General features: G+C 67.9%; 11 protein-coding genes. 2 read left to right on the forward strand and 9 right to left on the reverse strand.

What is annotated here, in order from left to right; all coding sequences use genetic code 11:
• The first annotated feature begins 87 nt into the window (after positions 1 to 87).
• Positions 88 to 483, forward strand: coding sequence for a DoxX family protein (locus tag VPH41_RS15505; protein WP_328570689.1), 396 nt, complete (start codon positions 88 to 90; stop codon positions 481 to 483).
• Between the two features lie 4 nt (positions 484 to 487).
• Here VPH41_RS15505 and recD read toward each other — a convergent pair whose 3' ends face one another.
• The 5 genes from recD to VPH41_RS15530 form a co-directional block, all read right to left on the reverse strand.
• Complete coding sequence (gene recD, locus VPH41_RS15510) at positions 488 to 2458, reverse strand: exodeoxyribonuclease V subunit alpha (RefSeq protein WP_328570690.1); 1971 nt, start codon at positions 2456 to 2458, stop codon at positions 488 to 490.
• On the reverse strand, positions 2448 to 6119 hold the full coding sequence (gene recB, locus VPH41_RS15515) for an exodeoxyribonuclease V subunit beta (protein ID WP_328570691.1): 3672 nt from the start codon (positions 6117 to 6119) through the stop codon (positions 2448 to 2450). Before recB ends, recD begins: the two co-directional genes overlap by 11 nt.
• Positions 6116 to 9538, reverse strand: a complete 3423-nt coding sequence (recC, locus tag VPH41_RS15520) for an exodeoxyribonuclease V subunit gamma (RefSeq protein ID WP_328570692.1) — start codon at positions 9536 to 9538, stop codon at positions 6116 to 6118. The genes recB and recC overlap by 4 nt, the downstream gene beginning before the upstream one ends.
• A gap of 75 nt (positions 9539 to 9613) precedes the next feature.
• On the reverse strand, positions 9614 to 12652 hold the full coding sequence (locus VPH41_RS15525; RefSeq protein WP_328570693.1) for a CHASE domain-containing protein: 3039 nt from the start codon (positions 12650 to 12652) through the stop codon (positions 9614 to 9616).
• Positions 12653 to 12793: 141 nt separating this feature from the next.
• Positions 12794 to 13684, reverse strand: coding sequence for a LysR family transcriptional regulator (locus VPH41_RS15530; RefSeq protein ID WP_328570694.1), 891 nt, complete (start codon positions 13682 to 13684; stop codon positions 12794 to 12796).
• Between the two features lie 108 nt (positions 13685 to 13792).
• Here VPH41_RS15530 and VPH41_RS15535 point away from each other — a divergent pair, with 108 nt between their 5' ends.
• The gene (locus tag VPH41_RS15535) at positions 13793 to 14788 is read left to right on the forward strand and encodes a cyclase family protein (protein ID WP_328570695.1); all 996 of its coding nucleotides are present in this window, start codon (positions 13793 to 13795) and stop codon (positions 14786 to 14788) included.
• Between the two features lie 2 nt (positions 14789 to 14790).
• Here the strand turns inward: VPH41_RS15535 and cobA are convergent, their stop codons facing one another.
• The 4 genes from cobA to VPH41_RS15555 form a co-directional block, all read right to left on the reverse strand.
• Positions 14791 to 15561 (reverse strand): uroporphyrinogen-III C-methyltransferase, encoded by a 771-nt coding sequence (cobA, locus tag VPH41_RS15540; RefSeq protein ID WP_328570696.1) that lies wholly within the window; start codon positions 15559 to 15561, stop codon positions 14791 to 14793.
• 14 nt (positions 15562 to 15575) lie between these two features.
• Positions 15576 to 16766: a CmpA/NrtA family ABC transporter substrate-binding protein gene (locus VPH41_RS15545; protein WP_328570697.1), complete on the reverse strand. Its 1191-nt coding sequence runs from the start codon at positions 16764 to 16766 to the stop codon at positions 15576 to 15578.
• Between the two features lie 157 nt (positions 16767 to 16923).
• Positions 16924 to 17577, reverse strand: a complete 654-nt coding sequence (locus tag VPH41_RS15550; protein WP_328570698.1) for an ANTAR domain-containing response regulator — start codon at positions 17575 to 17577, stop codon at positions 16924 to 16926.
• A gap of 77 nt (positions 17578 to 17654) precedes the next feature.
• A complete protein-coding gene (locus VPH41_RS15555) occupies positions 17655 to 19154 on the reverse strand; it encodes a CoA-acylating methylmalonate-semialdehyde dehydrogenase (RefSeq protein WP_328570699.1) in 1500 nt (499 codons plus the stop codon).
• Between the last annotated feature and the right edge of the window lie 9 nt (positions 19155 to 19163).

The following is a 19163-nucleotide window of genomic DNA, read 5'->3' on the forward strand; positions in this document are numbered from 1 at the left end:
GGGGAAGCGCCGCGGCGTCCATTGACAACACGCGAAAATTGCTAGACATTTAACTTTTACATGAACAGCGAGCAATTGCGCCCCAACATGCCCACCCCGCACCGGCAGCACCGATTGCCCCTGTCTCGCTGTGCGCTGGCACTCTTTTTCAGCGTGGCAGGCCTGCTGCATTTCATTTTCCCCGCCGCCTATGCGGGCATCATGCCGCCGTGGCTGCCTGCGCCGCTGCTGCTCGTGTATGTCAGCGGCGCCTGCGAGCTGGCCGGCGGCATGGGCCTGCTGCCCGTGGCTACGCGGCGCCTGGCCGGCATCGGCCTGATCGCGCTGTCGCTGGCCGTGCTGCCGGCGAATGTGCAGATGCTGCTGAATGCGCGCGCGGCGGGCGATCCCGCCTGGCAGCAAGCCTTGCTGCTGGCGCGCCTGCCCCTGCAGGCGGCGCTGATCTGGTGGATCTGGACGGTCAGCCGGCAAGCGGGCCGCTAGCCGGTCAGGCCCCGATCAGCCCTCGCAAGCCGCTGGCCCGCTGCGTGCGGCGCAGGATCGCGTCGAACAGCACGGCCTGCGTGGGCGAGACGAGGGTGAAGAAATCGCGCGCCCGCGTGATGCCCGTGTAGACCAGTTCGCGCGCCAGCATGGCGCCGCCTTCCTGCGGCAGCACCAGCACCGTGTGGCGGAATTCCGAGCCCTGCGATTTATGCACCGTCATGGCGAACGCCGTCTCCACGTGGCGCAAGCGCGTGGCCAGCACGCTGCGCACGTTCTCGCCTTCCAAAAAGTACACGCGCAGGGAACCGGGCCGCGCCGGGTCGCGCAGGGTCAGTCCGATGTCGCCATTGAATACGCCCGTGCCGTAGTCGTTGCGCGTGACCATCACGGGACGGCCCACATACCATTCGCTGCGGCGTATCAGGCCTTCCTTTTCCAGCCGCAGTTCGATGGCCGTGTTCAGGCCCGCCACGCCCCACTCGCCTTCGCGCACGGCGCACAGGATGCGGAACGACTCGAACGCGTGCAGCACGGCGCGCACCCAGTCGTCGTGCTGCGCATGGACCTCCCCGCCCGCATTCACCAGCGCCAGGTAGGGCTGGTAGCCGCCCGGCGCGTCTGCGCGGCCGCGCAAGGCCAGGCGCAGCACGTCTTCCTGCTGCGCCGGCACGCTCCACGCCAGCTGGCCGCCGCTGTCGCCGGCGAAGCACGCCCTGGCCAGGTCGGGCCTGCCGCCATTCACGGCCAGCGCCAGTTCGCCAATGGGGCCGCTGAAGCGGTGGCTGTGGCGCAGCATCACCGTCTGCTGCGCCAGCGCGCCGGACGCTCCCGCAAAGCCGGGGGGAATGGCCACGCCGCTGGCCGCCTGCGCATACGCGATGGTGTCGTCCGTGTAGCCGCCCGCCTGCGCATCGTGGCACAAGTCGCCGAGCACGGCGCCCGCTTCCACGGACGCCAGTTGATCCTTGTCACCCAGGAGGATCAGGACCGCCTTGGGCGGCAAGGCGTCGAGCACCGACGCCATCATCTCCAGATGCACCATCGACGCTTCATCGACGATCAGCACGTCGACCTCGAGCGGATTGCCCGCGTGGTGGGCAAAGGCGCGCGTATCGGGCCGCGCGCCCAGCAAACTATGCAGGGTGCGCGCCGCGCCCATGCGCCGCGCCAGTTCCAGCAGGGGCAAGCCTTGATCGCCGCGCGCCGCCTTGGCCGCCAGCCCTTCGAGCGCCTTGTCGATCGACTGCTTCAGCCGCGCGGCCGCCTTGCCCGTGGGCGCGGCCAGCGCGATGCGCAGCTGCTCCGGCTGCGGCGAGACGGCAAACAGCAGGGTCAACAGGCTGGCCACCGTGTACGTCTTGCCCGTCCCCGGCCCGCCCGTGATGATGGCCACCTTGCCCCGCAGCGCGATGGCGCACGCCACCTTTTGCCAGTCCGGGCCGCCGTCCCGGGTTGGCTGGTCGAACAGGATGTCGAGCCATTGCCGCACCTGCGCCAGCGGCGGCGTGCCCAGATCCTGCGCGCGGGCGGCGATTTTTCCGCCCACCAGGCGCTCGTCGCGCCAGTAGCGGCGCAAATACAGGCGCGCCCCATCGAGCACCAGCGGCTGGCACACGTCCGGCGCATCCACTTGCCACACTTGCGGCGCGCGGGCCAGCAGCGCGCGCCAGCCATCCACGCTGTCGGGCAGCGGGCCGGAAACGGCCAGCACGCCATGCCACAGTTCCTCGCTCCAGCCCAGCAGCTGCGACGGTTCGCTGGCCAGGTCCGCCAGCATCAAACAGCTGTGGCCACGCCCTTCCAGCTCGGACAGCACCACGCATGCGACGGCCACGGCGGGCGCATCCGGCGCCTGCTCGTCCAGGCTGGCGATGAAGCGGGCAAAGGCGGCGCTCAGGCGGCGCAGATGGCCATCCTCGGCGACGCCGTCGACATGGGCCAACAAGGCGTTCATCTGTGCGTCATGCTGCATGGTGTTCCGTTTCTTCTAACAGTTGATCGAGGCCGTCCAGCAGTTCCAGCTGCGGCGCCAGCCAGTAGCAGCCATGCGTATCCCCATTCGCTATGCCGCGCAGGAACAGGAAGATGGCGCCGCCCAGGTGTTCGGCCGGGTCATACGCGTCGCCCAGGCGGCTTTTCAGCAGCCGGTGCAGGGCCAGCATGTAGATGGCGCCCTGGATATCGTAGCGGTGCTGCGCCATGCCCGCCGCCAGTGCGGCCGTGTGGTAGGCGGCGTCGTTGGCGCCCAGCGCATTCGACTTGTAGTCGAGCACCCAATAGCGGCCATCCTGTTCGATCACCAGGTCGGCAAAGCCTTTCAGCATGCCGTGCAGCTGGCGCCGCGGCAGCACGGGACGGGGCGCGCCGTCGAGCAGCAGGCGCGTGCACAGCTGGTCAAGCGCACCCGTGGACAGGTGCTCGCTGGGGAACCAGAACTCCATCTCGGACAGGGTGCTGTCCAGCTGCGACAGCGACGCATCGAGCAGCGGCAGCGGCGTGACGGCGACTTCCCTGAGCCAGGCGATGGCGTCTTCCTGGCGGTGGCCCCAGCCCGCCCGCTCGCAGCGCGCGGCCAGGCGCGCGTCGAAGTGCGCTTCGTGGACGCTGCCGAAGCCTTCGCTCCCCATCCATTCGAGCTGCTCGTGCAGGAAATTGCCGGGCACGGAGCCGCGCGGGAAGCGGTGCCAGGGCGCGTCGCCCGTCTGCAGCGGCGAGACCGCTGGCACGCCCGTGCCGTCTTCCAGCAGGGTTTCTTCCAGCGCCCGCTGCGGCACGTGCGGGGCCGCCACGGCGCCGATCTGGCGCGTCAGCGACGTAAAGCTGCCCACCGACCAGTCGCGCTCGAATTCGCCCGCGAACACGGGCGCGGGGCGCAATTCAGGGCGCCGCTCGATCCGGTCCAGCACCGTGCAGGCGTCGGGCTGCGCCAGGGAAGCCACGTAGATGGCGTCGCAGCTGCCCGCCACCTGCTGCCAGCGCAGCAGCAATTGCTCCGCCGGCAGCTTGTCGCCGCCCGTCAGCAGATAGCCGAGCGCCGATTCGTGCAAGGTATTCTCGCCCGCCTTGCGCGCCGCTTGGGCGGCCACGCCCAGCCACAGGAAGTGGCGCGCGCGCGTCAGGGCCACGTACAGCAGGCGCAGGTCTTCCTCGATGCGCGCTTCCTCGACTGCCGCCATCGCCTCGTCGGACAGCGACAAATCGAGGCGGCGCTCGCCATCCTCGCCCGCATAGTCGAAGAAGCTGCGGTTGCGCTTGTCCACCTTGCGCGCCGTGACGGCAAACGGCAGATACACGAGCGGGTATTCGAGGCCCTTGGATTTGTGCACGGTGATGACTTTCACCAGCTCCGCATCGCTTTCCAGGCGCAGCACGCGCTCGTCGCCGCCCTCGCCTTCGCCCGCGATCTGCTCGGCCAACCAGCGTATCAGCGCCTGTTCGCCATCGAGCTGGCGGCTGGCCGATTGCAGCAGTTCGGCCAGGTGCAGCAGATTCGTCAGCCGCCGCTCGCCGCCCGTCTGCTGCAGCAGCATGGCCGGCAGCTGCAGTTCGTGGATGAAGCGGCGCAGCATGGCCAGCACGCCCTGGCGCTGCCAGATCAGGTGCAGGGCCTTCAGTTGCTCGACCCGGCGCTCCCATTCCAGCTCGTCGCTGGACAGGCGCGCCAGCTCGCCCAGCGACAGGCCGATGGTGCGCGTGGCAAACGCGGCGCGCGCCAGTCCCCCGTCGAGGGGATTGGCCAGCGCCGCCAGCCAGCGCAGCACGTCGGCCGCCTCTTCGCTGTCGACGACAGAATCCTTGTCGGACAGGTAGACGCTGGCCACCCGGCGGCGCGCCAGCGCGCGGCGGATGGCCGCCGCTTCCTTGCGGTCGCGCACCAGCACGGCCACGTCGGCCGGCTGCAGCCGCACGAAGCCGTCCGGGCCATCGAAGCCCGCCTGCGGATCGCCCAGCATTGCGACGATGTGTTCCGCGCAGTGCTGCGCGAAATACTCGCGGTAGCTGTCGCCGCGCAATCCTTCATCGCTGGCGCAGGCGGCCAGCAGCGCCGGCATGGCGCCATCCTTCGTGACCAGGTATTCGGCGCGGCCCTTGGCATCGACGGCTTCGAACGGCAGCGGATTGTCATCGCCCTTGCGGTAGCGGAAGGCGCCGGCCGGCACTTCGGCGCGCTCCGCATGCAGGAACAGCTGGTTGACGGCCGCCACCAGGGGCGCCGTGGAACGGTAGTTGGTGCCCAGCTGGTAGTGGCGCCCTGCCGTGGCGCGCCGCGCCGCCAGGTAGCTCTGGATGTCGGCGCCGCGAAAGCCGTAGATCGACTGTTTCGGGTCGCCGATCAGGAACAGCCCCAGCGCCGGGTCGTTGTCGGCAATGCGGTACAGCAGGTTGAAGATCTGGTACTGGGCCGGCGCCGTATCCTGGAATTCGTCGACCATGGCCAGCGGGTACTGGTCGATGATGCGCTGGCGCAGGGCCGCGCCATTCTCGCCGGCCAGCGCGTCGTGCAGCCGCTGCAGCATGTCGGCAAAACCGAACTGGCGCGACTGGCGCTTCAACTGGTCCATGCGCCGCGCGATGGCCGCCGCCGCATGCAGGTGCAGCTTGTGCGCCAGCGGCGTGATGGCGGCCAGCGCCCGCCCCAGTTCTTCCGTATGCTCGAAGCACTCGGGCACTTGCGCCGTAAAACTCTTGGCAAACGCGTCTTCGATGCCGAACGGCGTCAGGCGCTCCCACGCCTTGGCCGTGATGGCCGGCTGCAGCAACAGCGGATCTTGCGCCCAGCGGCGCAAGCCGTCGAACCATTTCGCCAGGTTCTCCGGCTTCATCTTGACGCCGTTAAAACACTTGGGATTGACGGCGCGGTGATCGTTGATCCACGCGGCCATGCCGTCCACGCGCTCGACCCAGCCCGCCTTCAGGCTGGCCAGCTGCGCGGCCAGCGCCCGCTGTTCGCGCGCGATCAGCGCGGACAACGGTTCGTCCTGGGCCATGGCCATGATGTCCGAGCGGCGCGCCAGCTCGCGCGCGCCTTTCTTCAGCGCGCCCACGTCGGGCCAGCAGGCCAGCAGCACGTCCAGCGCCTGCGGCGGCAACGGGTACACCTGCTGGCGCCAGTAATCGTGGGCCGCATCCTCGAACAGGGCCTGCTCATCGCTGACCAGTTCTTCGTCGAACAGGCTGCCGCTGTCGAACGCATGCTCGCGCAGCATGCGCTGGCACCACGCGTCGATGGTGAAAATGGCCGCTTCATCCATCGTCTCGGCGGCCAGCATCAGCCGGTGCGCGGCCTTCTGCCGTTCGCTCTCGTCCGGATACGCCACCAGCAAGGCGTCGAGGAACGGGTCGCTGCCGCCCGATTCCATGCCAACTTCGCGGCGAAAATAGGCGGCCGCCTCGATCAGGCGCTCGCGCACACGGTTCGACAGTTCGCGCGTGGCGGCGCGGGTAAACGTCATCACGAGGATATCGGCCGGCAGCAGCGGCCGCGCGTAGCGGCTGTCGTCGTCGCCGTGGCCCAGCACGAGGCGCACGTACAGCGCGGCGATGGTCCAGGTCTTGCCCGTGCCGGCCGAGGCTTCGATCAGACGCGAGCCGTGCAGCGGGAACGCCAGGGGGTTGAGCAGATGGCTCGTCATTGTTCTTCTCCGGCGCCGTCATCGGGCGCGCTGATCGGGTCGATGGTGATGTTTTGCTGCAGCCAGTCGGCCAGCGGGCCATACAGCTCGCGCGTGCAGTCCTGCCACGCTTCCTCGGCGGCCAGCGCGGAAAACTCGGGCCACAGGCGCGCCAGGCACAGTTCGTCGCGTTCGCCGGAGACTTCAAAGCCCCCATCGTAGACGGCGCGCGGGTCGCCCTGCTGCACCAGCGCCAGGCCCGTCTTGCACGCCGTGGGCAACGGATGGTTCATGCCTTCGCGCCACAGCGCCAGCAAGGTGGCCAGCGCGGCGCGCGAAGCGGCCGGATCGAGCGGCGCCATGCAGACGATGGCGTCGCGCGCCACCAGGTAGCCGGTGACGGGGAAGTCCAGCGCGGCGGCGGCCAGCTGGCGCAGCCACATCAGCATCAGCTTGTCGCCGCGCGCCTGCCCCCCCTTGTCCGTCACCTTCGAGGAAATCTGCATCAGCCAGGCCGTGTCGCGCCCGTTGCTGCACAATCTGTCGAGCCAGTCGTCGATCTGCAGCTCGCCAAACGGCAGATTGATGGCCCGCTTGTCGGCCGCGTACGGAAACGAGGCGCGCAGGGACAGCCACGCACTGCGCACGGGCACCAGCGCCTCGACCAGCTGCGCCTGCACCTGCTGGCCGATCAGGCCGATGGGCAGCACGCCTTCGCGCGCCAGTTTTCCCGCGCGCGCTTCCAGGCTGGCGCGCACGTCTTCAAGCGCTTCGACGGCGCCGCCGTCGTCCAGCATCGTGTCTTCCAGCAGATAGCGTTCGAGCGCATTGAGGCCGAACGGTTCTTCATCCTCGCCCAGCATGGCCGCATCGGCAAAATACACGCTGAGGCGGCGGCGGAAAAAGTATTTGACGGGCTGGCGCAGAAAGCTGGCCAGCTCGCCCAGCTTCAAGCGCGTGCCGGGATCGAGTTCGTAGGGGCCCAGCGCCAGCGCCTCCGCATGGGCTGCATCGGCGTCGGCATGCGCCACGCGCCATTCGCGCGCGTAGGTCAGCAAGCCATCGGCCTCGAAATAGCGGCGGCTGAACGGCTGCAGCGCATGTTCGGTGGTGAGCGATGCCAGGTGCCGGTCCAGCGACCAGCCGGCGGCCAGGTAATCGCGCAGCTGCGACACCAGCACGGACGGCGGCTGCTCGGAATTGTCGCGCACATTGCGCCCCACCCAGCTCACGTACAGTTTATCGCGCGCGGCCAGCAAGGCTTCGAGCATCAGGTAGCGGTCGTCGTCGCGGCGCGAGCGGTCGCCCGGGCGTGCCATGCCGGGCAGCGCCAGCAAGTCGAAATCGGCCTTCTGCGCGCGGCGGGGAAAATCGCCATCGTTCATGCCCAGCAGGCAGACCACGCGGAACGGCACGGCGCGCATCGGCATCAGCGTGCAGAACGTGACGCCGCCGGAGACAAACTGGTGGTTCAGGGTGGGCTCGTCCAGCGCGCCCAGCCACGCCACGCGCAGCACGGACAGCGGCACCTGCTCGACGAAGCCCGCATGCCCGCAGGTTTCCAGCCAGCCCAGCAAGGCGCCTTCCAGCTGCGCCAGGGTCAGGCGGTCGCCCTCGTCGTCGGCGTCGAAAAAAGCGGCCAGCAGCGCGCGCGCCTGCTCGCCCCACTCGGCTGGCGTGCGCGCGCCGGCCAGCACCGTGCGCCAGTGCAGCAGCGCCTCGACCAGTTGCGCCAGGGAGCCCGCCAGCGCCGCATCGAGGCCGCCCACTTCCCCATACGGCTCGATGCCGCCAAAGCTGGCGCCACTGCCGCTGGCATAGCCGAGCAGCATGCGCCGCACGCCGAAGATCCACGCATTCTGTTCCCCGGCCGCGCCCAGCCCCAGGCCGGCGCGGTGCGCCTGGTCCAGGCCCCAGCGCACGCCCGCCCCTTCGATCCAGGCGCCCAGGGTGGCCAGGTCGTCCGGCTGCAGGCCAAAGCGGGCCGCCAGCGCGGGCACGTCGAGCAGGTCGCGCACTTCGCTCTGGCGGCAGCGCTGCTGCGGCAGCTGCAGCAGCCACTCGAGCGCGACGAGCAGCGGGTTGACGCTGCGGTCCTTCACGTCGCCGATCTCGAACGGAATGAAACGCTCGTCGTTGCGCCGGTACTGGCCGAAGACGGCGTGGATGGCGGCCGTGAAGGTGTCGATGTCGGGCACCATCACCACCACGTCGCGCGGACGCAAGCCCGTTACGGTGCTGTGCGCAAACATGGCCAGCAGCTGGTCGTGCAGCACTTCCACTTCGCGCTGCACGCTGTGGGCCACGTGAAATTCGATCGAGCGGTCGGCCGCATCGGGCGGCGTCTGTTCGTGTTCGGCCAGCGGGCGCAGTTCACGGATGGCCACCTGCACCTGCTGCAGCAGAGTCTCGCCCGTTTCTTCGCCAAACAGGTCGATGCGCAGGCTGTCGTCGCGCCCTTCGGCGGCCGCATGCTCGTCGAACTCGTCGAGCATGCGGATGAAATCGCGCCCCTGCCTGCCCCAGCTGGCCAGCAGCGGATGGCTGTGCGCGTGCAGCGCTTCGAGGGGAATCTGCGCCAGGTCGTGGCCATTGCGCTGGCGCTGGCGCTTGTTTTGCGCGCGCAGCAAGTCGCGCCCGTCGATGATGTCGCCCCAGTAGAACTGGCACGGATTCGGTACGGCCAGCACCACTTGCGTGTGGCGCGCCAGCGCGGCCAGCGCCTGCAAGGTCTGGTACGGCAGGGCCGACACGCCGAACAGCACCACGCGGCGCGGCAGCTTGCCGGCCGGCGCCTCGCCGGCGGCAATCGCCGCCAGAAAGGCGTCGTGGATGTCGGCGCGGCCCGTGTCGCGCTCGAATTCGTCGACGTCGGCCGCCACGGCGCGCCACAACTGCGCCTGCCAGCGCTGGTCTTGCTTCAGTGCGATGGCCTCGTTGCGGGCCGTGCGCAGCTGGTCGCGCCCCGCGGCCCAGTCGGCCAGCCAGTCGGCGCGGTAGACCTGGTACTGGTCGAACAGGTCGGCCAGGCGCTCGGCCAGCTGCAGCCGGCGTTCGCTATCGCCGTCGGCAAGGAAGTAGCGCAGCGGCGCAAACACGGGGTCGGCCAGCAGCGACGGCAGCAATCGCATCAGACGCCACGTCAGCGGGGATTTGTCGAACGGAGACACGCGCGGCACGCGCTCGCGCCCCAGCATGCCACGGTAGCTTTCCCACAGCAGGCGCGCCGGCAGCGCGATGCGCGTGGCGGCGCACACCCCCATCTCCTCGGCCAGGGCGATCTTCAGCCATTCGGCCACGCCGTTCGACTGCACCAGGAAGATATCCGTTTCCAGGGGCGCCAGCGGATGCTGGCGCAGCCACTGGAAGACGGCGGCGCGCAGCTGTTCCAGCTGGTTGCCATGCAGAATGAGGAGGCCGGGCGTGACGGGAGTATGCATGCTGATCCGATGAGTTGCCGCGCCTCCGGCCGGGTGGCCGCAGGCGTCAAACGCGTATTATCGCCGCTGCCTGCGTCAGGGGGCGTCGCTGGCGGCAAATTCCAGCGAAATTTGTTCTGCCACCTGCGCCAGCGCGGGGGCCAGCGCCGCCAGCAGGACGCGCGCCTGCTGCAGATCGCCGCCCCGGCGCAAACCCTCGATCGACGTGCACAGGCCTGCAAACGCATGCGCGCCCACTGCCAGCGCCGACGATTTGCTGCGGTGTCCCAGGTCCGCCAGGCGTCCCAGGTCTTCCAGCGCCATGGCCTGCTCCATTTCGGCGATGCCGTCGCGCGCCGTGTCCAGGAACAGCTGGGTATATTTGCGCATCTTCACGGTGTCGTTGCTGAACGTGAGCGCCAGGGTGGCCAGGTCGAGGATGGCCGTGTCGCGCAGCTCCAGCGCGGCATCCGACGGCGCCGCTTTCGGCGCCGCCACCAGCCTGTCGCCCGGGCGCGCGCGGCCCACGCTGCCGATGCCGCCCCGCAGGCGGAACCATTTTGCCAGCAGGTGGAACAGCAGATTGGGCGCGATCGGCTTGGTCAGGAATTCATCCATGCCTGCCGCCAGACAGCGGGCGCGGTCTTCGCTGCCCGCATTGGCCGTCATGGCGATCACCAGCAGGCCGCTGAGCTGCGGGTCGGCGCGGATGCGGCGCGTCGCCTCGAAGCCGTCCATCTCCGGCATCTGCACGTCCATCAGCACGCAATCGTAGCGCTGGTGGGCCAGCAATTCCAGCGCCTCGCGGCCATTGCAGGCCACGCAGACGGTGGCGCCTGCGTCTTCCAGCAATTCGCAGCCCACCTGCTGGCTGAAGACGTTATCTTCCACCAGCAGGATGGAGGCGCCGCGGATCACGCCCAGCACTTCCGGTTCCACTTCGGCGATGCGTTCGTCGCCCGCCTGCGCGCTTTTTTCCAGGCGCGCCGTGAACCAGAAGGTGCTGCCCAGGCCCGGCTGGCTGTACACGCCCACCTTGCCGCCCATGAGTTCAACCAGCTGCTTGCTGATCACCAGCCCCAGGCCGCTGCCGCCATACTTGCGCGTGGTCGACGGGTCGGCCTGGTGGAAGGAGCGGAACAGCTGCGCCACCTCTTCCTGCTTCATGCCGATGCCCCGGTCCTGCACCTCGAAGCGCAGCATGCCGTGGCTGCCGCGCTCCTCGGACTGGCGCACGCGCACGAAGATGCTGCCGTTGTCGGAAAACTTGATGGCGTTGCTGGCCAGGTTCAGCAAGACCTGCTCCAGGCGCAGCGGGTCGCCGCGCCAGCGCTGCGGCAGCTCGGGCGCGATATCGAACTGCAGCGCCAGCCCCTTGACGGCGGCCGCATCCCCGAGCTGGCTGGCGATGTTCGCCAGCAGGGTGTCGAGCCGGAAGTCCAGCACTTCCAGTTCCAGCTTGCCCGCCTCGATCTTGGAAAAATCGAGGATATCGTTGATCAGACCCAGCAGATGCTGGCCCGAATGGAAGATTTTTTGCAGATAATCGCGCTGGCGCGCATCGGCCACCGATTTCAGCGCCAGGTGCGCCATGCCGATGATGCTGTTCATCGGCGTGCGGATTTCATGGCTCATGTTCGACAGGAAGTCGCTCTTGGCCTGGCTGGCCGCGTCGGCCTGCTCTTTCAGGCGGTGCAGTTCCGTCACGTCGGTGGACAGGCCGATGAGCCCCGTGACGGGACCGGGCAAGCCCAGCGGCACCTTCACGCTCCACAGGTGGTGCACCTGGCCCTGCGCATCGACGAAGCGCTCTTCGCCGACGAACTTGCTGCCGCTGTCGAAGACCTGGCGTTCCGTCAGCTGCACCGACGCCGCCGCATCGCCGAGCATCAACTCGCCATCCTGGCGGCCGATCAGCTGCTCCGCCGAGCGGCCCAGGATCTTCGCCGTGCGCGCATTCACGTAGCGGTAGCGCAGGTCGGCATCCTTCATGTAGACGTAGGCGTCGACGCTGTCGAGCACCGTATCGAGCAGGGTGCGCTGCGCCACCGCATTGCGGCGCGAACGGTACAGGGTAAAGATATAGCCATAACCGAGCAGGGTGCCGGCCACGCCGACGGCCAGCGCCAGCCACGGGAAATAGCGGTCGAAACCGCTGTACAGCTCCGTCTTGCGCACGCGGAAATGGGCTTTCCAGACGCCGCCCTGGTACGCCACGGGCAGTACCTGGTCGAAATAGGCGGCATCGCTGCCCGGCTGCGGCGGCACCGCCGCCAGGTCGCCATCATCGTTGAACAGCAGGCGGTCGCGCGGCGTGATGGACAGGACCCCGCTGGCCGGCAAGGGGTCGGCCGCGCTGTACAGGGTCAGGTGCAGCGGTTCCAGGGCGCTGCGTTCGAGCGCGCTGTGCACGAGCTGCGCCACGCCGAAGCCGATGCCCACGGAGCCCTGATAGGCGGCCCGGCGCTCGTCCACGCTGCCTTGCGGCATGCCGTTGCGGTACACGGGCAGGCGCATGCCCAGGCCCACATGCGCGGGCGGCCCCTTGATCATGATGACCTGTCCCGACGCGCTGACTTCGCCGCTGTCGCGCGCCTGCGCCAGGGCCTGCGCCACCAGCGGGCTGGCGCCGATGTCGACGCCCATGCGTTCGGCCAGCAGGGAATCGGGCTCCAGGTAGGTGAGCACCGCGTATTCCGGCCGCTCGCCGGGAGGACGGATGGTGAAATCGGGATAGCCGCGCGGGGTCAGGCTGGTGTCCTTGCGCACGGCCTCGATGAAGGCGGCGCGCTGCGCCGACGGGACGGCCACCGCGTAGTTGACCGATTCGATGGCAGGGAACTGGCGCGCGATGTCGAGGCCGGCCACGTAGTCGTGGAACTGGCGGCGCGTCAGCTGGTCGCTGGTGCGGAACAGGGCTTCGAGCCCGCGCAGCAGGTCGGAATAGCTTTTCACGCGCGTGACCAAGCTATGCTGGGCGCCATGCGTGAGATTGTCGAAACGCTGTTCGGCATCGTCGTTGACCGTGCGCGCTGCGCCCGCATACAGGGCGCCGCCCACCGCCAATGCCAGCAGCAGCCCGCCCGCCCAGATCCTGCTACCCGCTGCCGTCCCGCCCTTGCTCAAAGTGTGCATTGTCGATCGCTTATTCCGGTTCCTCAAATGTGCGGCGCCCCGCCGCCCAGCAAGTACGAGGATACTATCAAAGCCCCTGCGCGACGCATCCGTGCATGAAAAAAAGCACGCGTGATGGTTGCCCTGGAAAACACCTGGCGCCTATGCGGGCTGCAGCGCCTCCGCCAGGAAGTCGCAGAAGGCGCGCACTTTTTCCTGCACATGGCGCCCATCGGGCGTCAAGGCATACACGCCGCGCCTGGCCATGCCGTGCGATGGCAGCACGCGCACCAGGGCGCCGCTGGCCAGCAGGGGCACGGCGACGAAGGACGGCAGCGCGCCCACGCCGATGCCCGCCACCAGCATATCGGCCAGCAGCAGGCTGCTGTCGGCGGAAAAACGCACGGGCAGGACGATGCTGCTCGCCCCTTCCGGGCCGTCCAGCTGCCAGACGCCGGGACTGTCGGCCAGGCGGTAGGCCAGGCAATCGTGGCCGTGCAGGTCCTGCGCCAGCCGGGGCGTGCCGCGCCGCGCCAGGTAGGCGGGCGCCGCGCAGATCATCTGTTCGACGTCGCCCAGGCGGCGCGCCACCAGGGTCGAATCGGCCAGCGCGGCGCGGATGCGCAGCGACACGTCATACCCCTCGCCCACCACGTCGCGCAGGCGGTCGTCCAGGGTCATCTCGATCCTGACGTCCGGGTAGCGGGCCATGAAGACGGGCAGCAGCGGCGACAGCACTTTCAAGCCGAACGACAGCGGCGCATTCACGCGCAGCCGCCCCGCCACCTTGCCCGCGCAGCCGCGCGTGGCCAGTTCCAGCGCGTCGACCTCGTCGAGCAGGCGGCAGCATTCAAGATAGTAGGCACGGCCGCCGTCCGACAGGCTCATGCGCCGCGTGGTGCGCACCAGCAGCACGGTGCCCAGCCGTTCCTCGAGCTGGCGCACCTGCTTGCTGATGGCGGCCGCCGACTGGTTCAGGTCCTGCGCCGCCTTGCTGAAGCTGTCGCGCTCGACCACCTTGCGAAACACGCGCATGTGCGCCAGGACATCCATGATTCTTTCCTTGCAGTTGAATATCTTATTATTTTATCGCTGATTATCATACAAATAAAAAATAATATGATGGCGGCTTCTTTCTTCACCTGACACAAGGAGCACCCCATGTTCACACCATCGACCGCCCTGAGCGCCCTGCTGCTGGCCCTGCTGGCAAGTACGGCGCAGGCCGCCGCGCCCGCTGCCGCCCTGCCCGACGTGGGCATCAGCCCCTGGGGCCCGCAAGATGAAATCGGCCGCCTGAACCTGATGACGCCAGCCTCGCGCGCCGCCATCCTGGCCCGCATCGACGGCGGCAAGAGCTACGACCTGGCCGTCGATTTCTATGTCGGCATGCCTAGCTGGCAGGCGGCAGGCGATCCGCCCTACCAGATGTGGATGACGCACACGCCCAAGGGCAATGTGGTGGCCGATTCCATGCACGTGGGCGAAACCATGAACCGCCACGTCAGTTACACGGGCTCGGCCGTGTCCATGTATGCGCACATGGGCACGCATATCGACGCGCTCAACCATTTCGGCCTGAACGGCAAGATCTGGAACGGTTTTACGGAAGAGCGCTACCTGGGCGACCGGGGCTGGACGGTGACGGGCGCGGAAAAGCTGCCGCCCATCGTGGCGCGCGGCGTGCTGATCGACGTGGCCGTGGCCAAGGGTTTATCGCAACTGCCCGACAACTACCGGGTCACGCGGCAGGATTTGCGCGCCGCGCTGGCGCAACAGAAGGTGACGCTGGAAAAGGGCGACGTGGTGCTGATACGCACGGGCCGCATGCAGCACTATGAGCAGGCGCAAGCGTACATGGCGAATCCGCCCGGCCTGTCGCTCGATGCGGCGAAATTCCTCGTGGAAGACGGCGGCGCCATGGTGGTGGGCGCGGACAACCTCAGTTTCGAGGCGTTTCCATCCGAAGTGGCGGGCAATTACCTGCCCGTGCACACCTATCTGCTGGCGCAGCAGGGCACGCCCATCCTGGAACTGGTCGACCTCGAAGCGCTGTCGCGCGACAAGGTGTACCAGTTTGCCTTCATCGGCGCCTCGCTGAAATTCCGCGGCGGCGACGCGGCACCCATCCGTCCCGTGGCCCTGCCGATCCGCTGAGCTCAAGCGGAAACGGACCGCTGCGCCCCCGCGCCATGGTCATCCCAGGCGTCGGCGCAGCGCACCACGTCCCCCACGACGATGATGCTGGGACTGCCCAGGCCGCTGGCCAGCAAGTCGGCGGGCAAGGCCTGTAAAGTGCTCAGCAACTGGCGCTGCGCCGGCAAGCTGGCCGACTGCACCACGGCCACGGGCGTGCCGGGCGCCATGCCGCCGGCCAGCAAGCCCGCCTGGATGGCCGCCACCCGGGCCACGCCCATGTAGATGACGAGGGTGAGCTTGCTCTGCGCCAGTGCTGCCCAGTTCGGTTCAGAGGCGCTGTCCTTGCCGTGCCCCGTGACGAAGATGGCGCCCTGGCTCCAGGCCCGGTGCGTGAGCGGTACGCCGATGCCAGCCGGCGCGGCCAGGCCGCTGCTGATGCCGGGTATCACCTCGACGGCCACGCCGTGGCTGCGCAGATAGGCGCGCTCCTCGCCGCCCCGTCCGAACAGATAGGGGTCGCCCCCTTTCAGCCGCACCACGTGCAGGCCGGCGCGGGCTTCGGCCAGCATCAGGCGTTCGATGAAGGCTTGCGGCGTGGAAGCGCAGCCGCCCCGCTTGCCCACTTCGACCACGCGCACGCCAGGCGCCGCATGGGCCAGCATGGCCGGGTTGACGAGGTCGTCGATCAGCACCACATCGGCCCGCGCGATGGCGTTTACGGCCTTTATTGTGAGCAGGTCCGGGTCGCCGGGACCTGCGCCCACCAGCGTCACGCTTCCAAGTTGCGCCATGATGAACTCTCCCATTAAAAAAAGTGGCCGATGGCAAACGACGCCGCATACGCTTCCGGCGCGCTGCCGTCCCACACCACGCCGTCGCACAGGATCGACCTGCGCATCGGCGACGCGGGCAAGGGCGTGCCCGTCATTTCCGCCGCCTGGCGGTACAGGTCGATGCGGCTGACTTGCCGGGCCACGGCCAGGTAATCGGGTTCGTCGCGCAGCAAGCCCCAGCGCCGGTGCTGGGTCATGAACCACATGCCGTCGGACAGATACGGAAAATTCACGGCGCCGTCCTGGTAGAACTGCAGGCGCTGCGCCTCGTCCCAGGTCTTGCCCAGGCCATCCTGGTAATGGCCGAGCATACGCGGCGCCAGCATTTCCTGCGGCGTATTCAGATAGGCCGGCGCGGCCACGGTGGCCGCCATGGCCAGCCGGTTGGCGTCGCTGGCGTCGATCCAGCGCCCCGCCTCGAGCACGGCGGCGATCAGGGCGCGGCAGCTGTTCGGATGCTGGCGCGCAAACGCGGCGCTGGTGCCCAGCACCTTGCCCGGATGGTCGGGCCAGATGGCGCCGCTGGTGGTGGCCGTCACGCCCACGCCATCGACGATGGCCTTGTAGCCCCACGGTTCGCCCGCGCAAAAGCCATCCATCTGGCCCGCGCGCAAGGCCGCCACCATCTGCGACGGCGGCACCGTCATCACGCGCGCGTCGCGCAGCGGATCGATGCCATGCGCGGCCAGCCAGTATTGCAGCAGCATCGCATGGTTGCCGGTCGGAAAAGTATGTGCAAACGCAAACGGCCGCGCCGCGGCGCGCATGTGCCGCGCCAGAGTGGGACCATCGTGGGCGCCCTCGCGCGCCAGCGCCGCCGACACGGTGACGGCCTGGCCGCTGCGGTTGAGGTTCATCAGCACGGCCATGTCGTGCTGTTGCCCGCCGACGCCCATCTGCACGCCATACACGAGACCGTACAGCACGTGGGCCGCATCGAGTTCGCCATTGTGCAATTTGTCGCGCACGCCGGCCCACGACATCTCCCGGCTCAGTTCGATCTTGATGCCGTGCCGTTCATCGAAACCCAGTTCCGCGGCCATGATCAGCGAGGCGCAATCGCTGAGCGGCAGGTAGCCGATGCGTATCGTCTGTTTTTCCGGCTGCAGGGTGCGCATCGCCTGGGCGCCATATTGTTCCTGCTTGTCCGCTTGCTCTGTCATACCATTCCTTGCTGATAAATACTGTTTTTCCGCGCCGCCATGGGCAAGGTTCCCCCCGTCCAGCAGCAAGGACCGTGCCTGTGCCCACCTTGTGCCGGACGGCTGGAAATGCACCGCGATGGTGCGCTGCACCAGCATGTGTCAGGAAATGAATGCGTCATCCCAGCAAGTCCTCCACGTCGAGGATGCGCTGGGCGATCTCGGCCAGTTTCAATTTCTTGTTCATGGCCATGCTGCGCAAGCGCTGGTAAGCCTGCTCTTCCGTCAAGCCGTGATGCGTCATCAACAAGCCCTTGGCCCGCTCGATCACCTTGCGTTCGAGCAATTTGTGCCGCGTGTCGAGCAATTCGGCGCGCAATTTTTCTTCCTGACGAAAACGCGCCAGCGCCACGTTCAGCACGGGTTGAATGCGTTCGGCTTGCAAGCCGGCCACGATGTAGGCGGACACGCCGGCCGCCATGGCAGCGTCGATGCTGGCCGTGGCGCCGTCTTCCGTAAACAGCACGATGGGGCGGCGCTCGTCGCGCGTGGCGATGACGATGTGTTCGAGCACGTCGCGCGCGTCAGATTCCGCGTCGATGATGATGAGGTCAGGCTGCAGTTGCGCGATGCGCTCGGGAAGGTAGAGGTCGGCTGGCAGCGAGGCGACGATGTCGAAGCCCGATTCCAGCAAGCCGATGCGCAAGGCATTGCCGCGCTGCACTTGGGCAGCCAGCGCCGCATCCGCGTGCACGCCGTGCTCGACGATGGTATTGACGACGACAATGCGCAGGGGGCGGTCTGGCGCTGGCTGGGTACGGCTGGACGTCATGGGAGCGATCTGCAATGGCTAAACAATTAGCCATTACAGTAAGCAAGAAGCGAACCAGCCGGTTTTGCGGCGGAGTCTTACTTCAGGGTCGGCATGGCAAACTCGGCGCCCGCCGCCGTCGATGCGGGCCAGCGCTGCGTGACGGCCTTCTGCTTCGTGTAGAAGCGCACCGATTCCGGGCCATGCGCATGGTGGTCGCCAAACAGGCTGCGCTTCCAGCCGCCGAAGCTGTGGAACGCCATCGGCACGGGGATCGGCACGTTGACGCCCACCATCCCCACTTGCACGCGATGCGTGTATTCGCGCGCCGTGTTGCCGTCGCGCGTGTAGATCGCCGTGCCATTGCCGTATTCATGCGCATTGACGAGGTCCAGCGCCGTGGCAAAGTCGGGCACGCGCACGATGCACAGCACGGGGCCGAAGATTTCCTCTTTATAGATCGTCATCTCCGGCGTCACATGGTCGAACAGGCTGCCGCCGAGGAAAAAGCCCTGTTCATGGCCGGGCAAGACGAAGCCGCGCCCGTCACTGACCAGCTTGGCGCCTTCCTTGACGCCCGTGGCGATGTAGCCCGCGATCTTGTCCTTGTGCACTTGCGTGACGACAGGCCCCATCTCGGCCGACAGGTCCATGCCCTGCGTGATCTTCAGGGCCGCGATGCGGGGCACCAGCGCCTCGACCAATTGATCGCCCACATTGCCCACCGCCACCACGACGGAAATGGCCATGCAGCGCTCGCCCGCCGAACCGAAGGCGGCGCCCATCAGCGCATCGACCGTCTGCGCGATATCCGCGTCCGGCATGACCACCATGTGGTTCTTGGCGCCGCCCAAGGCTTGGACGCGCTTGCCCTGGGCGCAGCCCGTGGCGTAGATGTATTCGGCAATCGGCGTGGAACCGACAAAGCTGACGGCGCGCACGTCCGGGTGATGCAACAGCCCGTCCACGGCTTCCTTGTCGCCCTGCACCACGTTGAAGACGCCGTCCGGCAAGCCCGCATCCGTCAACAGCTGCGCCAGCAGCAGGCTGGCCGACGGGTCGCGCTCCGACGGTTTCAGCACGAAGGTATTGCCGCAGGCGATCGCCATCGGGAACATCCACATGGGCACCATCACGGGAAAGTTGAAGGGCGTGATGCCCACGCAGACGCCCAGCGCCTGGCGGATCGACCAGGCGTCGATGCCGCCGGCCACCTGCTCCGAATACTCGCCCTTCATCATTTGCGGGATGCCGCAGGCAAACTCCACCACTTCGATGCCGCGCGTCACTTCCCCCTTGGCATCCGTGAACACCTTGCCGTGCTCGGCCGTGATCAGGGCGGCCAACTGGTCCGAGTGCTCTTCCAGCAATTCCTTGAACTTGAACATGACCCGCGCGCGGCGCAAGGGCGACGTTTGCGACCAGGCGGGAAACGCCGCATGGGCGGCGGCCACGGCCGCGTTCAGCTCGCTCGGCGTGGCCAGCGACACCTTGGCCGTGACGGCACCCGTGGCGGGATTGAACACGTCGCTCGTGCGCTCGGAACACGAGGCCATGGGGTTGCCACCGATAAAGTGGCCGATCTGTTGCGTTGTCATCTTCTTGTC

This window comes from Janthinobacterium sp. P210006 (genome assembly GCF_036231885.1).
Classification (GTDB): Bacteria; Pseudomonadota; Gammaproteobacteria; order Burkholderiales; family Burkholderiaceae_D; genus Janthinobacterium; species Janthinobacterium violaceinigrum.